Below are 16,782 nucleotides of genomic sequence, written 5' to 3' on the forward strand. Positions count from 1 at the left end.
ACGGCTTTGCGCCGCGTGCTCGCTTTCGGTCGTGTGCATACGCCCTCGCCGCTACTGAGACGGATCCTGCCGCCCATGGGATACCGAGATGAGCGCGTTTGTATCAATGCCCAGCGCACGTGCACGCGCGAGGATCGCCTCGCGCTGCGCGGGTTCGAGTTGCTTGTCCCGCGTCAACACCCAGCAGTAGCTGCGGTCCGGCCCGACAACCAGCGCCCAGCGATAGCCCGGATCGAGCGCCGCCACGTGATAGCCGCCGTAGAACGGACCGAAGAAGGACACCTTCAACGAGCCGGTATCGTGGCTGCCAACGAACAGCGCTTTGCCGACCGCCTCGCGCCACTCGCTCTTCGCAGGATCGAAGCCACGATTGACCACACGCACACTGCCGTCAGGTTGGAGCTGGTACGTGGCCGACACGTCGGTCAAGCCGCGCTCGAACGAGTGATCGAGCCGTGCCTGCTCGTACCAGCGCCCCTGATACCGTTGAAGATCAAACGGCGTAACAGCAGTGATGCCTTCGGGCGGGCTCGTCGGCACACAGCCTGCCAGAAGCGTCGCGCCCGCGAGTAGCGGCACCAGCCATTGCAGGCACGCACGCACTGCACGCAACCCATGCTTCGCGAGTTGAAACGTGTATGTCAACGCATCTGCCATTCAATTTCTCCCAACCTGAATGCCGCCCATGCCGACATGAAACGCTGCACGACGCAGCGCGTCAACGGATTGCAACAGAACTACCGGCGCATTCCCGCCAATGAACAGGCTTTGCGTTGGCAAATTCGTCTACACCAGATCAATCCTGCTATCGACCGGTGTGAGCCGTGAGCACGATTTGCATCGAGAAAATTTCGTATCAGCGTTTCCGCGTCAGAGGCTCTGTCAGTAGACTTGTCAAGCAGTTTGTTCAACGCTTGACCACACGCACGCCCTCGCAATATGCCTGCCAAACGCGTTCACGCCGCCCGAGCCCTGGTCCTTGTTCTGTCCTCCATCATGAGCGTCGGCGCCTGGGCGGACTGCCGCGACACCGTGCCCGCGCCGCAGCTGTCAGGCAAGGGAGCGCTGTGCCTGCTGGGGTTCTGTCTATACGATGCGCAGTTGTGGAGCGCTGAACTCCCGCCCAGCTATGACGCGCCCTTTGCACTGGAGGTGACGTACCGGCGAGCGATCGAGCGAAGCCGCCTCATCGACACCGCCATCGACGAAATCCGGCGGCTCCAGACCCCCGTCCCGTCCGACGACACCCTCGTGCAATGGCAGCGCGCAATGACGCCCGCCTTCCCCGATGTCAAACCCGGCGACACTTTGTGCGGCGTGTACCTGCCCGGCCGCGGAGCACGCTTCTACGCAAATGGACAACTGACGACCGAGGTGAGCGATCCCGTCTTCGCGCGCGCCTTTTTCGATATCTGGCTGGCACCCGGCACGCGCGCTCCGTCCCTGCGTCGTCACCTTCTGGGCAAGTCACGTTGATGCGCAGGCAGCTAGTTGGGATCTCCCGGCGACTGGAAGCCCGGTTGCCCGATTTGGCTTGGGAACTGCGGTACACGCCGGAAGCGCGAAATGTCATAACCCATCGCTTCGAAACGGCCCAATGCCGCGCGATAGTCCGCATCACTCATGTTGGGCTCGCGCGAAAACACCCAGCCGAGGCTTTTGTCCGGATAGCCGAGCAGGGTCACGCGGTATTCTGGGTCGACATAGAGCGTCAGCTGCGACACGTAGATGGGCCAGAACAACCGCACGCGCCATTCGCCGCCGCCACTGCCGTCCACCACCGAATCGACGAACTGCATGCGTTTGAGTGGGGCGTCGAAACTGCCGGGCCGATAGACGTACGCATCGTCGATACGGCCATCGGGCCGCAGCGACCATTCGGCATAGCTGCCGACGTTGCCTCGCTCTCCAAAGTACGGAATGTTGGCGATGACATACCAGCGCCCCATGTAGCGCGGCAGGTCGACCGAAACCGTCTGCAGCGGCACGGCCGCCCGCAGGTTCGGATTTGGCGGAGGGCTGGAGCAGGCAGCGCTGGCAAGCGCCAGCGCGACCACTGCCAGGTAACGTGCCCAACCTGACAGGATGACCCCACGAAGGCCTCTTTGATGCGTTCTCATCGTGCTCTCCTCTATGCGGTGGCCGGACAGGCCGGCTGGTTTGTCTGCGTGCTGAGTGCCGCGCGCGACGCCGCGTGGATCGGCATCGTCTTCGTCGCCGTACTGCTCGCGCTTCACTTGCAGCAAGCCCGCCAGCCGCAGCGGGAATTGCGGCTGGTGGTGTGGGTCGTGGTGCTGGCGGCGCCGTGGGAAACCCTCCTGATACGCGCCGGGCTCATCGCCTATCCGCACGGCACGTTGTGGGCCGGATTCGCACCGCCCTGGCTGCTGGCGCTGTGGGTGCTCTTTGCAATCCAAGTGAATGTCCTCTTTCGTTGGCTGCGCGGCAGATGGTGGCTGGCGTTGGCGCTGGGGGCCGTTGCCGGCCCGCTCTCGTTTCGTGCGGGTGCAGCGCTTGGGGCGGCACATATTTCGGCGATGGCTGCCACGCTGGGCACCCTGGCAATCGGTTGGGCGATATGGATGCCGCTACTGGTCCGGATGGGCGAGCACAGCGACGGAACCGGCATCCCGCCCTGACTGCCGCTCCGCTCCCTAACGCTTGACGAATCGGTAATGCGCCACGCCCCATTCGTTGCCGTCTGCATAGCCGAACAACGTCGACACCGCCAGGTAGAACATGCGCCACCGCTGAAACCACACGGCCGCCTGGGGCTTGCCATAGGTCTGGACGAACACCGGCATCAAACGATCACGGGCCGCGTCGAGGTTGGCTAGCCAATGGTTGGCGGTGCGCGCGTAGTGCATGCCGCTGACCCACCAGTGCCGCGCCATGCGCAGGTCGTCCTGGAACTCCAGCAGCAACGCCTCCGATGGCATCGTGCCGCCAGTGAAGAAATACTTCGACATCCAGTCGGTGCCGTCCTGCACCTGGAAGTGATACGCCAGCGTGCGATGCGCAAAGATGTGCACGAACAGCACCGCATCCGGTCGCATCCACCGCGCGATCTTGCCCAGCAACAGGCCGTAGTTCTTCATGTGCTCGAACATCTCGATCGACACGACCCGGTCGAAGAGACCGCCCTTGGGCATCTCTGCAAAGTCGAAATCGACGATGTTTCCCGTGTGCACGGTCAGGTTCGTCAGGCCGCGCTCGGCTGCCCGGGCCTCGATCCAGCTGCGCTGGCCCCGCGAATTCGACAACGCCACAATGCGCGCGTTGGGATAGCGCTTGGCCATCCATAGCGACAGCGAACCCCAACCGCAGCCCAGGTCCAGAATGCACTGACCGTCGGCCAGGCTGGCACGCTCGGCGTAGCACGCAAACATCGCCTCTTCGGCTTCGGCCAGCGTTTCGTTGCCGTTCGGGTACAGGGCGCAGGAGTATTTCAGCTGCGGCCCCAGATGCGCCTCGAAGAACGCAGGCGGCAATTCGTAGTGCTGCGTATTGGCCGCGTCTGTCTCAATGGCAATGGGGCTGCCATGCAGCTCGTCCAGCAACGCATTGAAGCGCCGCGAACGCAGTTCGCCGTCGTTCAGACCCTCGTCTCGCAGGCGTTGGCGCATGAGGGCGCGCATGCCCGCACGAACGAGCCCATCCGGCAGCCATCCGCGCTCGCAGCACTGGATGAGCCAGCCGTCACTGGCGTCGGCCGCAGCCTGCGGCGGTAGGGTCGGCGTGGACAGTGCAGTCATGAAAAGCTCCTTGGAATCTGTACGTGTGTACGTCAGTGGCGCGGCGGCCATGGGATCAGCACGCTCGTTGTGCGGGCGTATTCGGCGTAGTCGTCTCGCGTTGCGCGCATGTGGGCTTCAAGCATGGGAACGCCCGAAACCTTGATGAGCAGCCACGCCATGGCCACCGGCGGCAACAGCGTCAGCCATGCCCACGGCGTGCCGAGCGCCAGGGGCACGTAGGCCAGCCAGTGCACGCATTCAAAGAAATAATTGGGATGCCGCGAATAGCGCCACAGCCCCGCCCGGCAGGTCTTGCCGCGGTTGGCCGGGTCCGCCGCAAAGCTGCGCAGTTGCCGGTCCGCCAGTGCCTCGCCGGCCACGGCAATCAGCCACAGCGCAATCGCAATCGCCATGGCAACCGCGCCTGGTGAATCGGGGCGGTAGCTCGGCACGGCAAACGCGATCGACAGAAACATCGATACCGCCGCCTGCACCTGGAAGAAGCCGAACATGTTTCGGGGTGCGGCTGCGCCCCACTCCTGGCGCAACTTGCGGTAGCGCGCGTCTTCCGGCTTGCCGGCATTGCGCTGCCACAAGTGCCAGCCCAGGCGCGCGCCCCACACCGCGCCACCCGCACCGACCAGCAAGCGTGCCGGCAACGAACCCGTGCCCAACCCGGCGTACAGCAATGCCACCGCGCCCAGGGAGAATGCCCAGACCGGATCGACCATGCCGGCATTCTCGGTGCGCAACTGCCACGCCCACACGGCACTGAACACCGCCACCAGGAATACCAGCGAGACGAGCGCGACCCCAATCGCAGGCATGGTCATCCCCGCTGCAACAGAAACTGCGACACACCGATCCGGCCCTCGTCAAACCCGGCCTCGCAGTAGGCGAAGTACAGGCGCCAGATGCGGATGAAGGCATCATCGAATCCGAGTGCGCGCACGGCATCGAGCCGGGCTTCGAAACGCTGGCTCCAGCGGCGCAGTGTCTCTGCGTAATCGCGGCCGAAGTCGAGGCGGTCCACCACACGCAAGCCGTGCTGCTCCGCCAGCTTGATGAAGCGCTCACGGCTGGGCAACATGCCGCCCGGGAAAATGAACTGCTGGATGAAATCGGTGCCGGCGCGATAGCGCTCGAAATGCGCTTCGTCGATGGTGATGCTCTGCACCAGCGCGCGCCCCCCATGCCGCAGGCAGCGCACCAGCGTCCGGAAGTAGCTTGGCCAGTAAGCCTCGCCCACTGCCTCGAACATCTCGATGGACGCGATGGCGTCGTACGCCCCATCCAGATCCCGATAGTCACGCAGCTCAACCCGGGCCCGGGGCTCGCCGGCCAGGCGCTCGGCCGTGTAGCGGCGCTGTTCTTCCGAGAGCGTGATGCCGTGCACATGCGCACCGCGCGCACAGGCCATCTCCATTAGACCGCCCCATCCGCAGCCGATTTCCAGCACGTCCATGCCGGGCTCCACCCTCAGCAGGTCGCACACGCGCCGGAACTTGGCGGCTTGCGCCTCAGCAAGCCCATGCCGCAGATTGCCGTTGAACCAGGCAGACGAATACGCCATGCCTTCGTCCAGCCAGAGGCGATAAAAATCGTTACCCAGGTCGTAATGCAAATGGATATTGCGACGGCTGCCGCGGCGGCTGTTCCGGCGCAGCAGGTGGCGCAGGCGCAGGACGGAGCGCGCCAGCGCATTCCCGAAGATCGCCTGGTCCAGCGTGGCCGCGTTGACGATGGCCAGCCGCAGCAGGTTGGTGAGGTTGCCGGAGTCGATCCATCCGTCGCGATACGCCTCGGCAAAGCCCACGTCGCCGCTGCGCAGGATGCGCCCGCAGGCGCGCCAGTCGGTGATGCGCAGATCCGCCGCGAGCGGCGAAGCGGCATCGCCGATCTGCACATCGCCATCAGGCGTGACAAGGTGAAGGGAGCCGTGCCGCAGCCGACCGGCCAGCGCCAGAAACAGCCGGCCGGCAGCAGGAACATGGGGCGGCACCCAGGCAAGGGAGCGCGAGACTGTCATCGGGAGTTCTCCGGAGAAGATCTGTCGTGCGGGGCGCGGCCAAAGAACGGCACGCCCTTGAACCACAAGCGCAGGGCTTGCCAATGGATGCGGCCGATGACCTGCAGTGCAAGCAAGGGCTGGCGCAGCAGCGCGCGCCGCAGGTGAGCGGCATCGAAAGGCTGCAACCGGCCGCCGATGGCGGTATGCAGCAAGGCGCCGTCTCGGTCGTGATAATCGATGCGCACCAGCGCCGTTGCAGCGCCCTCGGCAAAGCGGAACCGATAGCCGCCCTCGACCCTGCAGAAGGGCGATACATGCAGCTGCTTGCGGCACGTCAGCACGGTGTGCGCGTCGATGGCCCCACCGCCCTGCGCGCACAGCAGGTATTGATGGTGCTGCCCAAAGGTGTTGTTGACCTCGGCCAATACGGCGCGCAGCGTGCCGGCCGCGTCGTGGCAATACCAGAACGAGACGGGGTTGAACATCCAGCCGGCAATACGCGGAAACGTCTGCAGCCAGACCTCGCCATCGGCAGGCAAACCTGTGCTGCTCAGCACGCCACGTATCCAGGTGAGCAGGTCCGTGCCGTCTCGCGGGCCGTAGTCTCGCGTGCGCAAAGACAGCGGCCGTAGGCAGTTGACGCCAAACCACGTCCCGGTCAGGCGCCCCAGCGCGGAAAGCTTCACGCGCACGGCAAACACCGGATAGACAAAGCGATTGGCCACCGGCCGCAGGCGGCGGTGCATGACCTGGCCGACAAGAAGCTGCGCGTCGCCGTTCATGGCGCCACCTGCGCCCAGGCTGGAGCGCAGCCGAAATCCGCCACGACGCGCAGGGCGGACTTCAGCCCATCTTCGTGGAATCCGTAGCCGGTCCAGGCGCCTGCAAACCAGGTGCGACTGCGGCCCTGCAATGCCGGCAGGCGGGCCTGCGCGTCGATGGCCGGTTGGTCGAACACCGGATGCTCGTATTCGAAGCGCCGATACTCAAGCTCGGGCGCGGGCGGCGCGGATGGATTGAGTGTGACCACTACGGGCGTCGACACCGGCAATGGTTGCAGCTGGTTCAGCAGATAGCTGACGCACGGTGCGCCCCCCGAGGCGCCGGCGTGGGGCGCATCCAGATAGTTCCACGCCGACCACACGCGCCGTCGGCGCGGCAACAGGCGGGTATCCCGATGCAGGAATGCGGTGTTGGGCTGGTACCGGAAAGCGCCCAGCACGGCGCGCTCGTCGTCGGTGGCATCGTCGAGCAGCTGCAGCGTCTGCGGAGCGTGTGTGGCGAGCACCACAGCGTCGTATCGCTCGCTTCCCGAATCCATGCGCACATCGACATGGGTCTCTGCCCGGCGGATGCCTCGCACCGGCGTGCCGACACGCACATCGGCCAGCCGGCTGGCAATCGCCTGCACATAGCTGCGCGCGCCGCCTTTGACGGTACGCCAACGCGGCCGGTTGAAGACCTGCAGCAAGCCGTGGTTTAGACAGAATCGAAGGAACGTTTCGGCTGGAAATGCCAGGATCTCGCGGCTCGGCGTCGACCAGATTGCGGCCGCCATCGGCAGCAGATAGTGCGCGCAGAACGGCTCGCCATAGCGGCCGGCAGCCAGCAGCGCACCGAGGCTGTGGCGCTCGTTTCTGGCCACCGCCAGGTTGGCGTGCGCCTGGCGGTTGAAGCGCAGGATGTCGCGCAGCATGGACAGGAACCGCGCCGACACCAGATTGCGCGGCTGAGCAAAGACCGTGCCGAGGCTGGTGCCGGCCCACTCCAGCGTTCCGCCGTCGACCGATACGCTGAACGACATGTCGCTCTCGCAATGCGCCACGCCAAGCTCGTCAAACAGCGCGATCAGGTTCGGATACGTGCGCGAATTGAACACGAGAAAGCCGGTATCGACGCCGAAGACCTGTCCGCCCTCTTCGATGTCGACTGTATTGGTATGTCCGCCAAGCCGTGGGGCGGCCTCGAACAGCGTCACGGCGTGCCGCTTCGCAAGAAAATGCGCCGCCGCCAGCCCCGAGATACCGGAGCCGACCACGGCGATACGCTTTGCAGGAAACTGAAGAATGTTCAAGGCAATGCCTCTTGGGGTGGCTGGGCGCTCATCCGCCGTTGCGGCCGGGCAGCAGCGCAAGAAATTCGCGCCGCAGGCTAGCGTCGGTCAGAAACACGCCGCGCATCACGCTGCTCACCATGCGCGACTCGTCGTCTTTCGTGCCGCGCCAGTGCATGCAGTAGTGTTCCGCCTCCAGCACGACAGCCAGGCCGTCGGGCTCCATCCGGTCTTCCAGCAAATCGGCAATCTGCTTGATGGCTTCTTCCTGGATCTGCGGACGGCTCATGACCCAGTCGATCAGCCGGGCGTACTTGGACAGCCCGATGAGCTGCGAGTCCTGGCGCGGCATGACACCGACCCACGCACGTCCCATCACCGGACACAGGTGGTGCGAGCAGGCGCTGCGCACCCGCAACGGCCCGACCACCATCAGCTCGTTGAGCCGCTCCGCGTTCGGAAACGCCGTCACTTCGGGGGCTTCGACGTAGCGCCCGGCAAACACCTCGCGTACGAACATCTTGGCCACGCGGCGCGCCGTTTCCTGGCTGTTGTGGTCTTGCTCCACGTCGATGACGAGCGCGCGCAGCACCGCCTGCAGGCGCTCCTCAACCTCTGCCTGGAGCAGATCCAGTTCGCCGTCGCGCAGGTAGGCGGCGATGTTGTCGTTGGCGTGAAAGCGGTGGCCGGCGCTCATCAGCCGCTCCCGAATCCGGACAGAAAGCGGCACGCTGCCAACCGCACCGGCAAACCCGGGCGGATCCAAAGTCAGTTTCATTGAAGTTGCCTCCGAAAAGTCGGCGGTGCTTTCACCGCCCATGCCGCCTCAGGCAAGCTGCCGCGCGAGGCGGGTGGGACGCATACCCACCTATACGCAGCTAACCCGCAGGTGGATGCAGCGTCTCGGCCCGAATGGCGAATTCCATCGCGTCTTCGAGCATCAACCGCGCGCGGTTGGCGACATCGCCGAGATAGCGGTGAAGTTGTTCATCGAGCGACGACCGCACCGCACAGCCATCGCTGAACCGCTCGAATGCATCGAGCTGACGGATCAGCCCGACAAGATGCCGTGGGCATTCGCAGGCAAGCGTCTGCGATGCGTTGGCGAAGATCTCCAGCTGACGGTCCGTGAACCTGCGCGCATTGCGCCGCAACGGCTCGAGCTTTCCGTACACGGCATCGACGCGCACAAGCTGCGCCAACTCCTGCAGAACCTGGTCGAGTTCGCCCTGCGCGTTGGGCTCTCGATACAGCCGCACGCCGGCCGCGCGCAGCATGTCGGTGGCACGCACCGTGCCAAAGCTGTAGATCACGCCCACGGCACTGGCGCCGCAACGGCGTGCCGCAGCCAACACGGCTTCCGCCGTTTCCGGATGCAGGGAGGCAGCTTCCACGACCAACGCGTCGCTGCGCGGCGGTGGGTCGAGGAGTGCCTCGCCGTCAAGCGCGGGCAACTCGATGACGGGCTCGATACCCAGCGACGCAAGCGTGCTCTTTCTGCGCCGGACGCGCTCGGCCAGCAGCGCGCCGCAGACGGCCATCGAAATGGCCGCGGTGGATGGAGCCGGCGCGGGCGCCTCCACGGCCACGGAAGCTTCCAGCAACTGCTGGAGTTCGGTGCTGTCCGCATGCGCAATTGCACCAATTGCGTGCCCCTGATTGACAAGTGCACGCAGCAGCGCGAGGCGCCGGACATCATCGCTGGAATACAACCGTTGGCCGGACTCCGATTTGGCCGGCGAAATCACGCCATAGCGCTGCTCCCACACACGCAGGGTGGATACAGGCATCTTGGCCATGCGGGCGGCGGTTCCGCTGCGGTACATCGGCGCCGCGTTGTCTTCGTGTGGCACGTGCGTCTCCATGCAAGAGCTGCTTTGCTGCCATGAAACGCTGTGCCGCCGATATCGTCAATGAAATGAAGCGCAAAACGCGCTTTTTGACTACGCATGAGTCGGAATTGAGTCGCTATATTGAAACCCGGGCGAACTGCAGGCCCAGCACACCGACGCGTTCCGGCTGCGCTCCCCGCATTGCAACGGCGGGAGCGCCCTCCAGGCGTTGTTCTCCGCGGCCCAGGGGAGTCGATTTTCTGGAACGCCTCGATGGTGTAACCGCTAGCAAACCTTTGCACTGCCAGCGGCGACGACATATCGGTGGTGAAGTACGAAGATCCCGTCCGGTGGGCGTTGTTGAATTGCGAGCTGTCCAGACTGGATTGAATCGCAATTCAGGCGCGCTGAGTTTGCCGCTATCATCGTGACCGCTCCGCCCTTGGTCTGCGGCCGCATCGACAATCTCAGGCCGCGCCGTTGCAATTCCATCCACTCCCATCCGAACTCGTTGCGAGCTGTATGACTTCGCGCCCTTTCCCCTCGCCCCCTGAGGGCGCGGCCACCATGACCGCCTCTCGACGCGTGTATCTGAGCCTGCGCGAGCGGATTGTCGAGATGGAACTACTGCCCGGAACGCGCATCGTCGAGAAGGATCTCGCAGAAGAATTCGGTACCAGCCGCACGCCTGTGCACGAGGCCGTCCAGCGGTTGGCAGAAGAAGGCTTGATCGACGTGCAGGCGCGCGTCGGGACATTCGTGTCGCGCATCCCGCTCAATACGCTGGAAGAAGCCATGCTCGTGCGCGGCGCGCTGGAAGTCGCCATCATCGAGAAGGCCGCAGAGCGCATGACGCCCGAAGGCATCCACAAACTCAATGTTGTGCTAGAGCGGCAGGCGCAATGCGTGCGGGAGAGCAACCGGCGCGGTTTCTTCCGCACCGACGAAGCGTTTCACGCCACGCTGGCCGAGCTGTCGGGCTACCCCGGCGTCTGGCAGATCATCCTGGAAGTCAAAACGCAGATCGACCGCTACCGGCTGCTGACCCTCCCGCTGGAGGGCCGCATGACCGAGGTGCTGGCCGAGCACCGCGCCGTGATCGACGCCCTCGCGTCCAACAACCCGAAACGGGCCGTGCGCGCCATGCGCGAGCATCTGGACCACGTACTGCCGGTGCTGGAAATCACGCGCCGACTGCGGCCCGAATACTTCACGGTTTAAGCGCGGCGCCCACGCCGGTGCATCGGCCGGCAGATACGGGGCGGCGGCGCCCCACCCGATGGTGTTTCCCGCCGCCCAGGCAACTCAAATCGACAGGCAGAGCTTGCCGAAATGCTTGCCCGCCGCCTGATGCGCAAACGCATCGGCAATGTCCTCCAGCGCAAACGTCTGATCGATCACCGGCTTGATGCCGGTTGCATCGATCGCGCGGACCATGTCGCGCTGGTGGCGCCGGCTGCCGACGATCAAGCCCTGCAGGGTCTGGTGGCGTCGCATCAGTTCGACGGTCGGCACCGGCCCGGCAATACCGGTGAGCACACCGATCAGGGCGATATGGCCGCCGGTGCGGCATGCCTGGATGGATTGACCCAGCGTGTCGGGCCCACCCACTTCGATCACGTTGTCGACGCCCCGGCCGTTCGTGTACTCGAGCACCTTGGCCGCCCAGTCGGTATCACGCCGGTAGTTGATCGTGAAATCGGCGCCCAGTGCTTGCGCCCGCGCGAGTTTGTCGTCGGAGGACGAGGTTGCGATCACGGTTGCGCCCATGCTCTTGGCAAACTGCAGCGCAAAGATCGACACGCCGCCCGTCCCGAGCACCAGCACGGTGTCGCCCGCCTTCAGGCGCGCGTCGACCACCAGCGCCCGCCATGCGGTGAGCCCAGCCGTTGTCAGCGTCGCCGCCTCGGCGTGGCTGTAGCCGCGTGGCGCATGCGTGAACCAATGCGCCGGGCGAACGACGTATTCGCGCGCATAGCCGTCAACGCCGTCGCCGGGTACGGTCGCAAAATCGGAGAGTGTCGGGCCGCCATCCAGCCAAGTCGGGAAGAACGTCGAGACAACCGAATCCCCCACGGAAAACTCGTCCACGCCCTCGCCAATCGCCTCCACCACCCCGGCGCCGTCGGACATCGGGATACGGCCGTCGGCGCTCGGCATGCGGCCAGTCACAACGCCCAGGTCGTGAAAGTTCAGCGAGCTGGCATGCACGCGCACGCGGATTTCTCCGGCGCCCGGCTGGCCAGGGTCGGGCAGGTCGACGAGATGAAGTTTGTCGAGGCCAGCAGGCTGGCGCAGGGTAATGGCTTTCATGAGCACGACATCCTTAATGAGAAGGTTGCGAAAGGGCAGCGCTGCAAAACTTGCAGCGATACCGCATTGCAGGCATTGTCACGGCGTACCTCCGGTTTCGCAAAAACGTACAATTTTTACAGGCACTATCAATTTTGTAGGTATAAAACCATGCGTCTGAAACGTCTGGACGGCAAGAGCGGTTGCGCCGTCGAAGTCACGCTTTCCGTGATCGGCGGCGTCTGGAAGCCCGTGATCCTGTTCCACCTGTTGCCCGGAAAGAAGCGCTTCATGGAACTGACGCGCCTGATTCCGAATGCCACGCAGCGCATGCTGACGCTGCAATTGCGCGAACTCGAGGCGGACGGCGTCATCGCGCGGCACGTGTATCCTCAGGTGCCGCCCAAGGTCGAATATGCGCTCACTCCGCTTGGCGAGTCGCTCGCACCGGTGCTGATCAGCCTGCGCGAATGGGGTGAGTCGTATCGCACGAGCGAGATGTCCCGCGAGCCGGCCGAAGCACCGGAATGCGCGCGCGGCGAGGCAATGGCGACTTGAAGTCACACAAAGGCTTCCAAAAAGGAGCCCGACGCCCTCGCCCGTCGTCGATCCGAACCGTGCCGTGGCGGTGGCCATGGCGTATGGCCCGCAAGCGGGGCTGGAGATCGTCGATACGCTGCCGGCCGAACCGGCACTGCGCAGCTACCACTTGTTGCCCAGCGTGCGCGCCGATTTTCTTGCGCGCCTCAACCGCTTGGAGTCGGCTCGCGTGGAATACGAGCGCCCTGCTCCTCGAGCGCGCAGCCGGGTGCACTGCTCGCGGGTGACGCTGTCGATCATCAGATCATCACTTCGACCTGCACGTCGATCGTGATGCTTTGGAAGCAACGCTCCAGCAAATTGCGCGCTCGAAAGCATCCGGAATTCGTCTTTCGATATGACATCGCGCGATTGCGGATTGGCAACACCGCGCCAACGCCGAAGACTGAATTCAATTCTCTTTACAGCTCAGAGACTTAGCGTGAAACGCGAGCATTGAAATATAGATGCTCCGATTTCTACGTATGCCGCTGCGCATGGTGCGACGCAGAATGATTTGCAAGCGCAGGACATGGCTCAAGGCCGGCCGCGCTCATGCATTCACATCGTTCCGTCGATCGCGCAAGCGCAGAGGTACTCACAATGAGTCGCAAGTTCAAGGTCGTGGCCGTCTCGGGCAGCGTGCAGCGCCCCTCGCGGACCCTCGTATTGGTCGAGCAACTGCTGGCCGCCCTCGCCGAGGTTCTTCCCATCGATGTTCACCTGATCACACTCGAGGACCTGGCCCCGGCCATCGGCGGCGCATCGTATCGAGACCGGCTGCCGAGCCGGGTGCAGGCTGAACTTGCCGCCATTGAATCGGCGGATGTGCTCGTCGTCGCGAGCCCCGTGTATCGCGGGTCATACACCGGTCTGTTCAAGCATCTTTTTGATCTGGTCCACCACGAAGCGCTCATCGACGTGCCTGTGCTGCTGGCCGCCACGGGCGGCAGCGACCGTCACGCGCTGGTGATTGACCATCAGCTGCGGCCGCTTTTCAGCTTCTTCCAGGCGCGCACATTGCCGCTGGGCGTGTATGCATCCGAGCAGGATTTCAGCGGCTATGAAATCAGCAGTCAGGCACTGCGTGACCGGATCGCCCTGGCCGTCGCACGTGCGTTACCGCTGCTCGGCACAGCGTCGGCCGAAGACCTTCGCGCCGCCCCTGTGGCGCAAGCCGCCTGAAGCGCCCGCTTCGTTCGTTCCCATCCCGCACAGGACAAAGGACCATCGCGATGAGCCAATCTTCTTCCAGCGCCAATATCAAGTTTGCCTACTGGGTGCCGAACGTCAGCGGCGGCCTGGTCGTCAGCACCATCCCGCAGCGCACCGACTGGAGCCTCGAATACAACCAGAAGCTGGCGCAGACGGCTGAGAAGGCCGGCTTTGACTACGCGCTCAGCCAGATCCGTTTTACCGCCGGCTACGGCGCCGAGCACCAGCATGAATCGGTATCGTTCAGCCAGGCGATCCTGCACGCCACCACCAAGCTGAAAGTGCTCGCAGCCATCCTGCCCGGCCCCTGGCATCCGGCGGTGGTGGCCAAACAGCTGGCAACCATCGACCACATCTCCAACGGCCGGATCGCCATCAACGTCGTCAGCGGCTGGTTCAAGGGCGAGTTCCAGGCACTGGGGGAACCTTGGCTTGAGCACGACGAGCGCTATCGCCGCTCCAACGAATTCATCCGCGTGCTCAAAGGCATCTGGACGCAGGACAAGTTCACGTTCAAGGGCGACTTCTACCGCATCAACGACTACACGCTGAGCCCCAAGCCGCTGCAGAAGCCGCACCCGGAGATCTTCCAGGGCGGCAGCTCGCGTGCCGCACGCGACAACGCGGCCAGCGTGTCGGACTGGTACTTCACCAACGGCAACACGCCCGAAGGGATCAAGGCGCAGATCGACGATATCCAGGCGAAGGCCCGCGAAAACGGCCACACGGTCCGCATCGGCGTGAACGCCTTCATCATCGCGCGCGATACCGAAGAGGAAGCCAAGGCGGTGTTGGACGACATCATCAAGCATGCGCACGTGGAAGCCGTGCACGCCTTTGGCGATGCGGTGAAGCAAGCCGGCAAGGCGTCGCCCGAGGGCGAAGGCAACTGGGCGAAATCCACATTTGAAGATCTCGTGCAATACAACGACGGTTTCCGGACCAACCTGATCGGCACGCCGCAGCAGATTGCGGAGCGCATCGTGCATCTGAAGTCGATCGGCGTGGACCTGGTTCTGGCGGGCTTCCTGCATTTCATCGAGGAAGTCGAATACTTCGGTCGCAAGGTGCTGCCGCTGGTGCGCGAGCTGGAAGCGCAACGCGCAGCGGCCAACGCCGACACGCGCGAGGCCGAGGCCGCTACATCCGTCGCCTGACCGCCTGATCTGATACCCGCGTTTCCCATACGCGCCCGCTCAATCGAACGGGCGCGGGGGAGTTCTGTTGCCTGTTGCTTTGCGAAGACCGCCATGTCTCACACGTCCGCTGAACTTGCTGCCCCGCCGCCACCACTTGCACGCTACGCCGACTCGCGCAGCGCCGATGCACCAACGCTTGCGCGCAGCGTTGGCGCCGAGGCCGTAGAAGCTGCGGCACCCGTGCTGTGGTTGACCGACATCGACCTGTCGTTCGGCGGCATTCAGGCGCTCAGCGGCATCGACCTCACGGTGGCGCCGGGGGAGATCCGCGCCATCATCGGCCCCAACGGCGCAGGTAAAAGCTCGCTGGTCAACATCATCAGCGGCCTGTACCGGCCGGACCGCGGCAGCATCTGGCTCAATGGGCGCGCCATGCGCAAGGTGTCGCCGGCGCGATTGGCCGGTCTTGGCATTGCACGCACATTCCAGAACCTGGCGTTGTTCAAGGGCCTGAGCGTGCGCGACAACATTGCGCTCGGCCGCGTACAGCACACCCGTTCTGTCTTCGTCGAGCAGTTGATCGGGCTGGGCCGCGCGCGACGCGAGCTGGTCGATGCGCGCGACCGTGCGGAACAGGTGATCCACTTTGTCGGCCTGGACGACGTGCAGGACCAACTCGCGGGCACACTTTCCTATGGGCTGCAAAAGCGCGTTGAACTGGCGCGTGCGCTGGTCGCGCGGCCACGCCTATTGCTGCTCGATGAGCCGCTCGCCGGCATGACGGTGACGGAGAAGGTTCAGATGGCCGAACTAATCCGCGCCGCGCGCGACCAGTGGGGCACCACCATCGTGCTGATCGAACACGACATCGGCATCGTGCTGGGCCTGTCAGATCGCGTGGCGGTCCTCGACTACGGCCGCAAGATCGCCGACGGCACGCCGCACGATGTACGCGACGATCCGGCCGTCATCGATGCTTACCTCGGCGTCGCACACGACGCGGCAAGCGTGGCGGAGACGCAATGATGGGCGACTTCGACGTGGCGTTCTTTGCCGAGGTGCTGGTGGGCGGCCTGCTGTCCGGCGTGATGTATTCGCTGGTGGCGATTGGTTTTGTGCTGATCTACAAGACTTCTGGCGTGCTCAATTTCGCGCAGGGCGCGCAGTTGCTGTTTGCCGCGCTCACGTTTGTCAGTCTGCTTGAGCGCGGTGTGCCGTTCCCGCTCGCATTGCTGCTCACGTTCATGTTGATGGTGCTGCTCGGGCTCGGGATCGAGCGCGTGGTGCTGCGGCCGCTGGTCAACCAGCCGCCCATCACGCTGTTCATGGCGACGCTCGGCCTGTCGTACGTGATTGAGGGCGTGGCGCAACTGGTGTGGGGCACGCAGGTGCACGAGCTGAACCTGGGCATCTCCGATGCGCCGCTACAGATCGGCGGCATCCTCGTCTCCAGCTTTGATCTGTTTGCCGCCGCCACCGCGGCCGTCATGGTGACGGCGCTGTCGATCTTCTTCCGCTACACGCGCGTTGGTCTGGCGTTTCGCGCCGTGGCGGACGACACGTACGCAGCGATTGCCGTGGGCTTACGGCTACCGCGGATCTGGGCGACGGTCTGGGCCGCGGCCGGCGTCATCGCCCTTGTGGCGGGGCTGCTCTGGGGCGCACGCCTGGGCGTGCAGTTCTCGCTGTCACTGGTGGTGCTCAAGGCACTACCAGTACTGGTGCTGGGCGGCTTCGATTCGATCCTGGGCGCGGTGGTCGGTGGCTTGATCATCGGCGCGCTGGAGAAGCTGGCGGAGGTGTACCTGGGGCCATTCGTCGGTGGCGGCATCGAGAGCTGGATCGCCTATGTGGCCGCGCTGGCCTTCCTGCTGGTCAAACCGGGCGGGCTGTTCGGCCTGCGCCCTGTCGAGAGAGCCTGAGC

The 16,782-nt window shown here is 64.5% G+C and carries 19 protein-coding genes; 9 read left to right on the forward strand and 10 right to left on the reverse strand.

Going from position 1 to position 16,782, the window contains the following annotated elements:
- Positions 1-51: 51 nt before the first annotated feature.
- Entirely contained in the window at positions 52-657 is a 606-nt protein-coding gene (locus tag BEK68_RS20300; protein ID WP_024541861.1) for a lipocalin family protein, read from the reverse strand.
- 339 nt (positions 658-996) lie between these two features.
- Between BEK68_RS20300 and BEK68_RS20305 the strand changes: the two genes are divergently transcribed.
- Positions 997-1,476 carry a chalcone isomerase family protein gene (locus BEK68_RS20305; RefSeq protein WP_037021805.1) on the forward strand — a complete coding sequence of 160 codons (480 nt, stop codon included), beginning with the start codon at positions 997-999 and terminating at the stop codon, positions 1,474-1,476.
- An 11-nt stretch (positions 1,477-1,487) separates the two neighbouring features.
- Here the strand turns inward: BEK68_RS20305 and BEK68_RS20310 are convergent, their stop codons facing one another.
- On the reverse strand, positions 1,488-2,120 hold the full coding sequence (locus BEK68_RS20310) for a lipocalin family protein (RefSeq protein WP_024541859.1): 633 nt from the start codon (positions 2,118-2,120) through the stop codon (positions 1,488-1,490).
- Between BEK68_RS20310 and BEK68_RS20315 the strand changes: the two genes are divergently transcribed.
- The gene (locus tag BEK68_RS20315; protein WP_004634963.1) at positions 2,109-2,639 is read left to right on the forward strand and encodes a DUF2878 domain-containing protein; all 531 of its coding nucleotides are present in this window, start codon (positions 2,109-2,111) and stop codon (positions 2,637-2,639) included. The two genes, BEK68_RS20310 and BEK68_RS20315, sit on opposite strands and share 12 nt — an antisense overlap.
- 15 nt (positions 2,640-2,654) lie before the next feature.
- Here the strand turns inward: BEK68_RS20315 and BEK68_RS20320 are convergent, their stop codons facing one another.
- The 7 genes from BEK68_RS20320 to BEK68_RS20350 form a co-directional block, all read right to left on the reverse strand.
- On the reverse strand, positions 2,655-3,755 hold the full coding sequence (locus tag BEK68_RS20320; protein WP_024541858.1) for an SAM-dependent methyltransferase: 1,101 nt from the start codon (positions 3,753-3,755) through the stop codon (positions 2,655-2,657).
- 32 nt (positions 3,756-3,787) lie between these two features.
- A complete protein-coding gene (locus BEK68_RS20325) occupies positions 3,788-4,564 on the reverse strand; it encodes a DUF1295 domain-containing protein (protein WP_024541857.1) in 777 nt (258 codons plus the stop codon).
- 2 nt (positions 4,565-4,566) lie between these two features.
- A complete protein-coding gene (locus tag BEK68_RS20330; protein WP_024541856.1) occupies positions 4,567-5,766 on the reverse strand; it encodes an SAM-dependent methyltransferase in 1,200 nt (399 codons plus the stop codon).
- Positions 5,763-6,530 (reverse strand): DUF1365 domain-containing protein, encoded by a 768-nt coding sequence (locus BEK68_RS20335; RefSeq protein WP_024541855.1) that lies wholly within the window; start codon positions 6,528-6,530, stop codon positions 5,763-5,765. The genes BEK68_RS20330 and BEK68_RS20335 overlap by 4 nt, the downstream gene beginning before the upstream one ends.
- The gene (locus BEK68_RS20340) at positions 6,527-7,822 is read right to left on the reverse strand and encodes an NAD(P)/FAD-dependent oxidoreductase (protein ID WP_024541854.1); all 1,296 of its coding nucleotides are present in this window, start codon (positions 7,820-7,822) and stop codon (positions 6,527-6,529) included. The genes BEK68_RS20335 and BEK68_RS20340 overlap by 4 nt, the downstream gene beginning before the upstream one ends.
- 28 nt (positions 7,823-7,850) lie before the next feature.
- Positions 7,851-8,579, reverse strand: coding sequence for a GTP cyclohydrolase I (folE, locus tag BEK68_RS20345; RefSeq protein ID WP_004634975.1), 729 nt, complete (start codon positions 8,577-8,579; stop codon positions 7,851-7,853).
- A gap of 100 nt (positions 8,580-8,679) precedes the next feature.
- Positions 8,680-9,654, reverse strand: coding sequence for a MerR family transcriptional regulator (locus tag BEK68_RS20350; RefSeq protein WP_235202077.1), 975 nt, complete (start codon positions 9,652-9,654; stop codon positions 8,680-8,682).
- 546 nt (positions 9,655-10,200) lie between these two features.
- Here BEK68_RS20350 and BEK68_RS20355 point away from each other — a divergent pair.
- The gene (locus tag BEK68_RS20355; protein WP_024541853.1) at positions 10,201-10,854 is read left to right on the forward strand and encodes a GntR family transcriptional regulator; all 654 of its coding nucleotides are present in this window, start codon (positions 10,201-10,203) and stop codon (positions 10,852-10,854) included.
- A gap of 84 nt (positions 10,855-10,938) precedes the next feature.
- Here BEK68_RS20355 and BEK68_RS20360 read toward each other — a convergent pair whose 3' ends face one another.
- Positions 10,939-11,946, reverse strand: coding sequence for a zinc-dependent alcohol dehydrogenase family protein (locus BEK68_RS20360; protein ID WP_024541852.1), 1,008 nt, complete (start codon positions 11,944-11,946; stop codon positions 10,939-10,941).
- Between the two features lie 150 nt (positions 11,947-12,096).
- Between BEK68_RS20360 and BEK68_RS20365 the strand changes: the two genes are divergently transcribed.
- From BEK68_RS20365 to BEK68_RS20390, 6 genes are all read left to right on the forward strand, one after another.
- Complete coding sequence (locus tag BEK68_RS20365) at positions 12,097-12,483, forward strand: winged helix-turn-helix transcriptional regulator (RefSeq protein ID WP_024541851.1); 387 nt, start codon at positions 12,097-12,099, stop codon at positions 12,481-12,483.
- A 76-nt stretch (positions 12,484-12,559) separates the two neighbouring features.
- Positions 12,560-12,799 (forward strand): hypothetical protein, encoded by a 240-nt coding sequence (locus BEK68_RS20370; protein ID WP_371316227.1) that lies wholly within the window; start codon positions 12,560-12,562, stop codon positions 12,797-12,799.
- Positions 12,800-13,107: 308 nt separating this feature from the next.
- Positions 13,108-13,689: an FMN reductase gene (gene msuE, locus BEK68_RS20375; protein ID WP_024541850.1), complete on the forward strand. Its 582-nt coding sequence runs from the start codon at positions 13,108-13,110 to the stop codon at positions 13,687-13,689.
- Between the two features lie 50 nt (positions 13,690-13,739).
- On the forward strand, positions 13,740-14,876 hold the full coding sequence (sfnG, locus tag BEK68_RS20380) for a dimethylsulfone monooxygenase SfnG (RefSeq protein WP_024541849.1): 1,137 nt from the start codon (positions 13,740-13,742) through the stop codon (positions 14,874-14,876).
- 93 nt (positions 14,877-14,969) lie between these two features.
- The gene (locus BEK68_RS20385) at positions 14,970-15,884 is read left to right on the forward strand and encodes an ABC transporter ATP-binding protein (RefSeq protein WP_024541848.1); all 915 of its coding nucleotides are present in this window, start codon (positions 14,970-14,972) and stop codon (positions 15,882-15,884) included.
- 14 nt (positions 15,885-15,898) lie between these two features.
- Positions 15,899-16,780: a branched-chain amino acid ABC transporter permease gene (locus BEK68_RS20390; protein WP_200868570.1), complete on the forward strand. Its 882-nt coding sequence runs from the start codon at positions 15,899-15,901 to the stop codon at positions 16,778-16,780.
- The last annotated feature ends 2 nt before the right edge of the window (positions 16,781-16,782 follow it).

The sequence above is a fragment of the Ralstonia pickettii genome, assembly GCF_001699815.1.
Lineage (GTDB): Bacteria > Pseudomonadota > Gammaproteobacteria > Burkholderiales > Burkholderiaceae > Ralstonia > Ralstonia thomasii.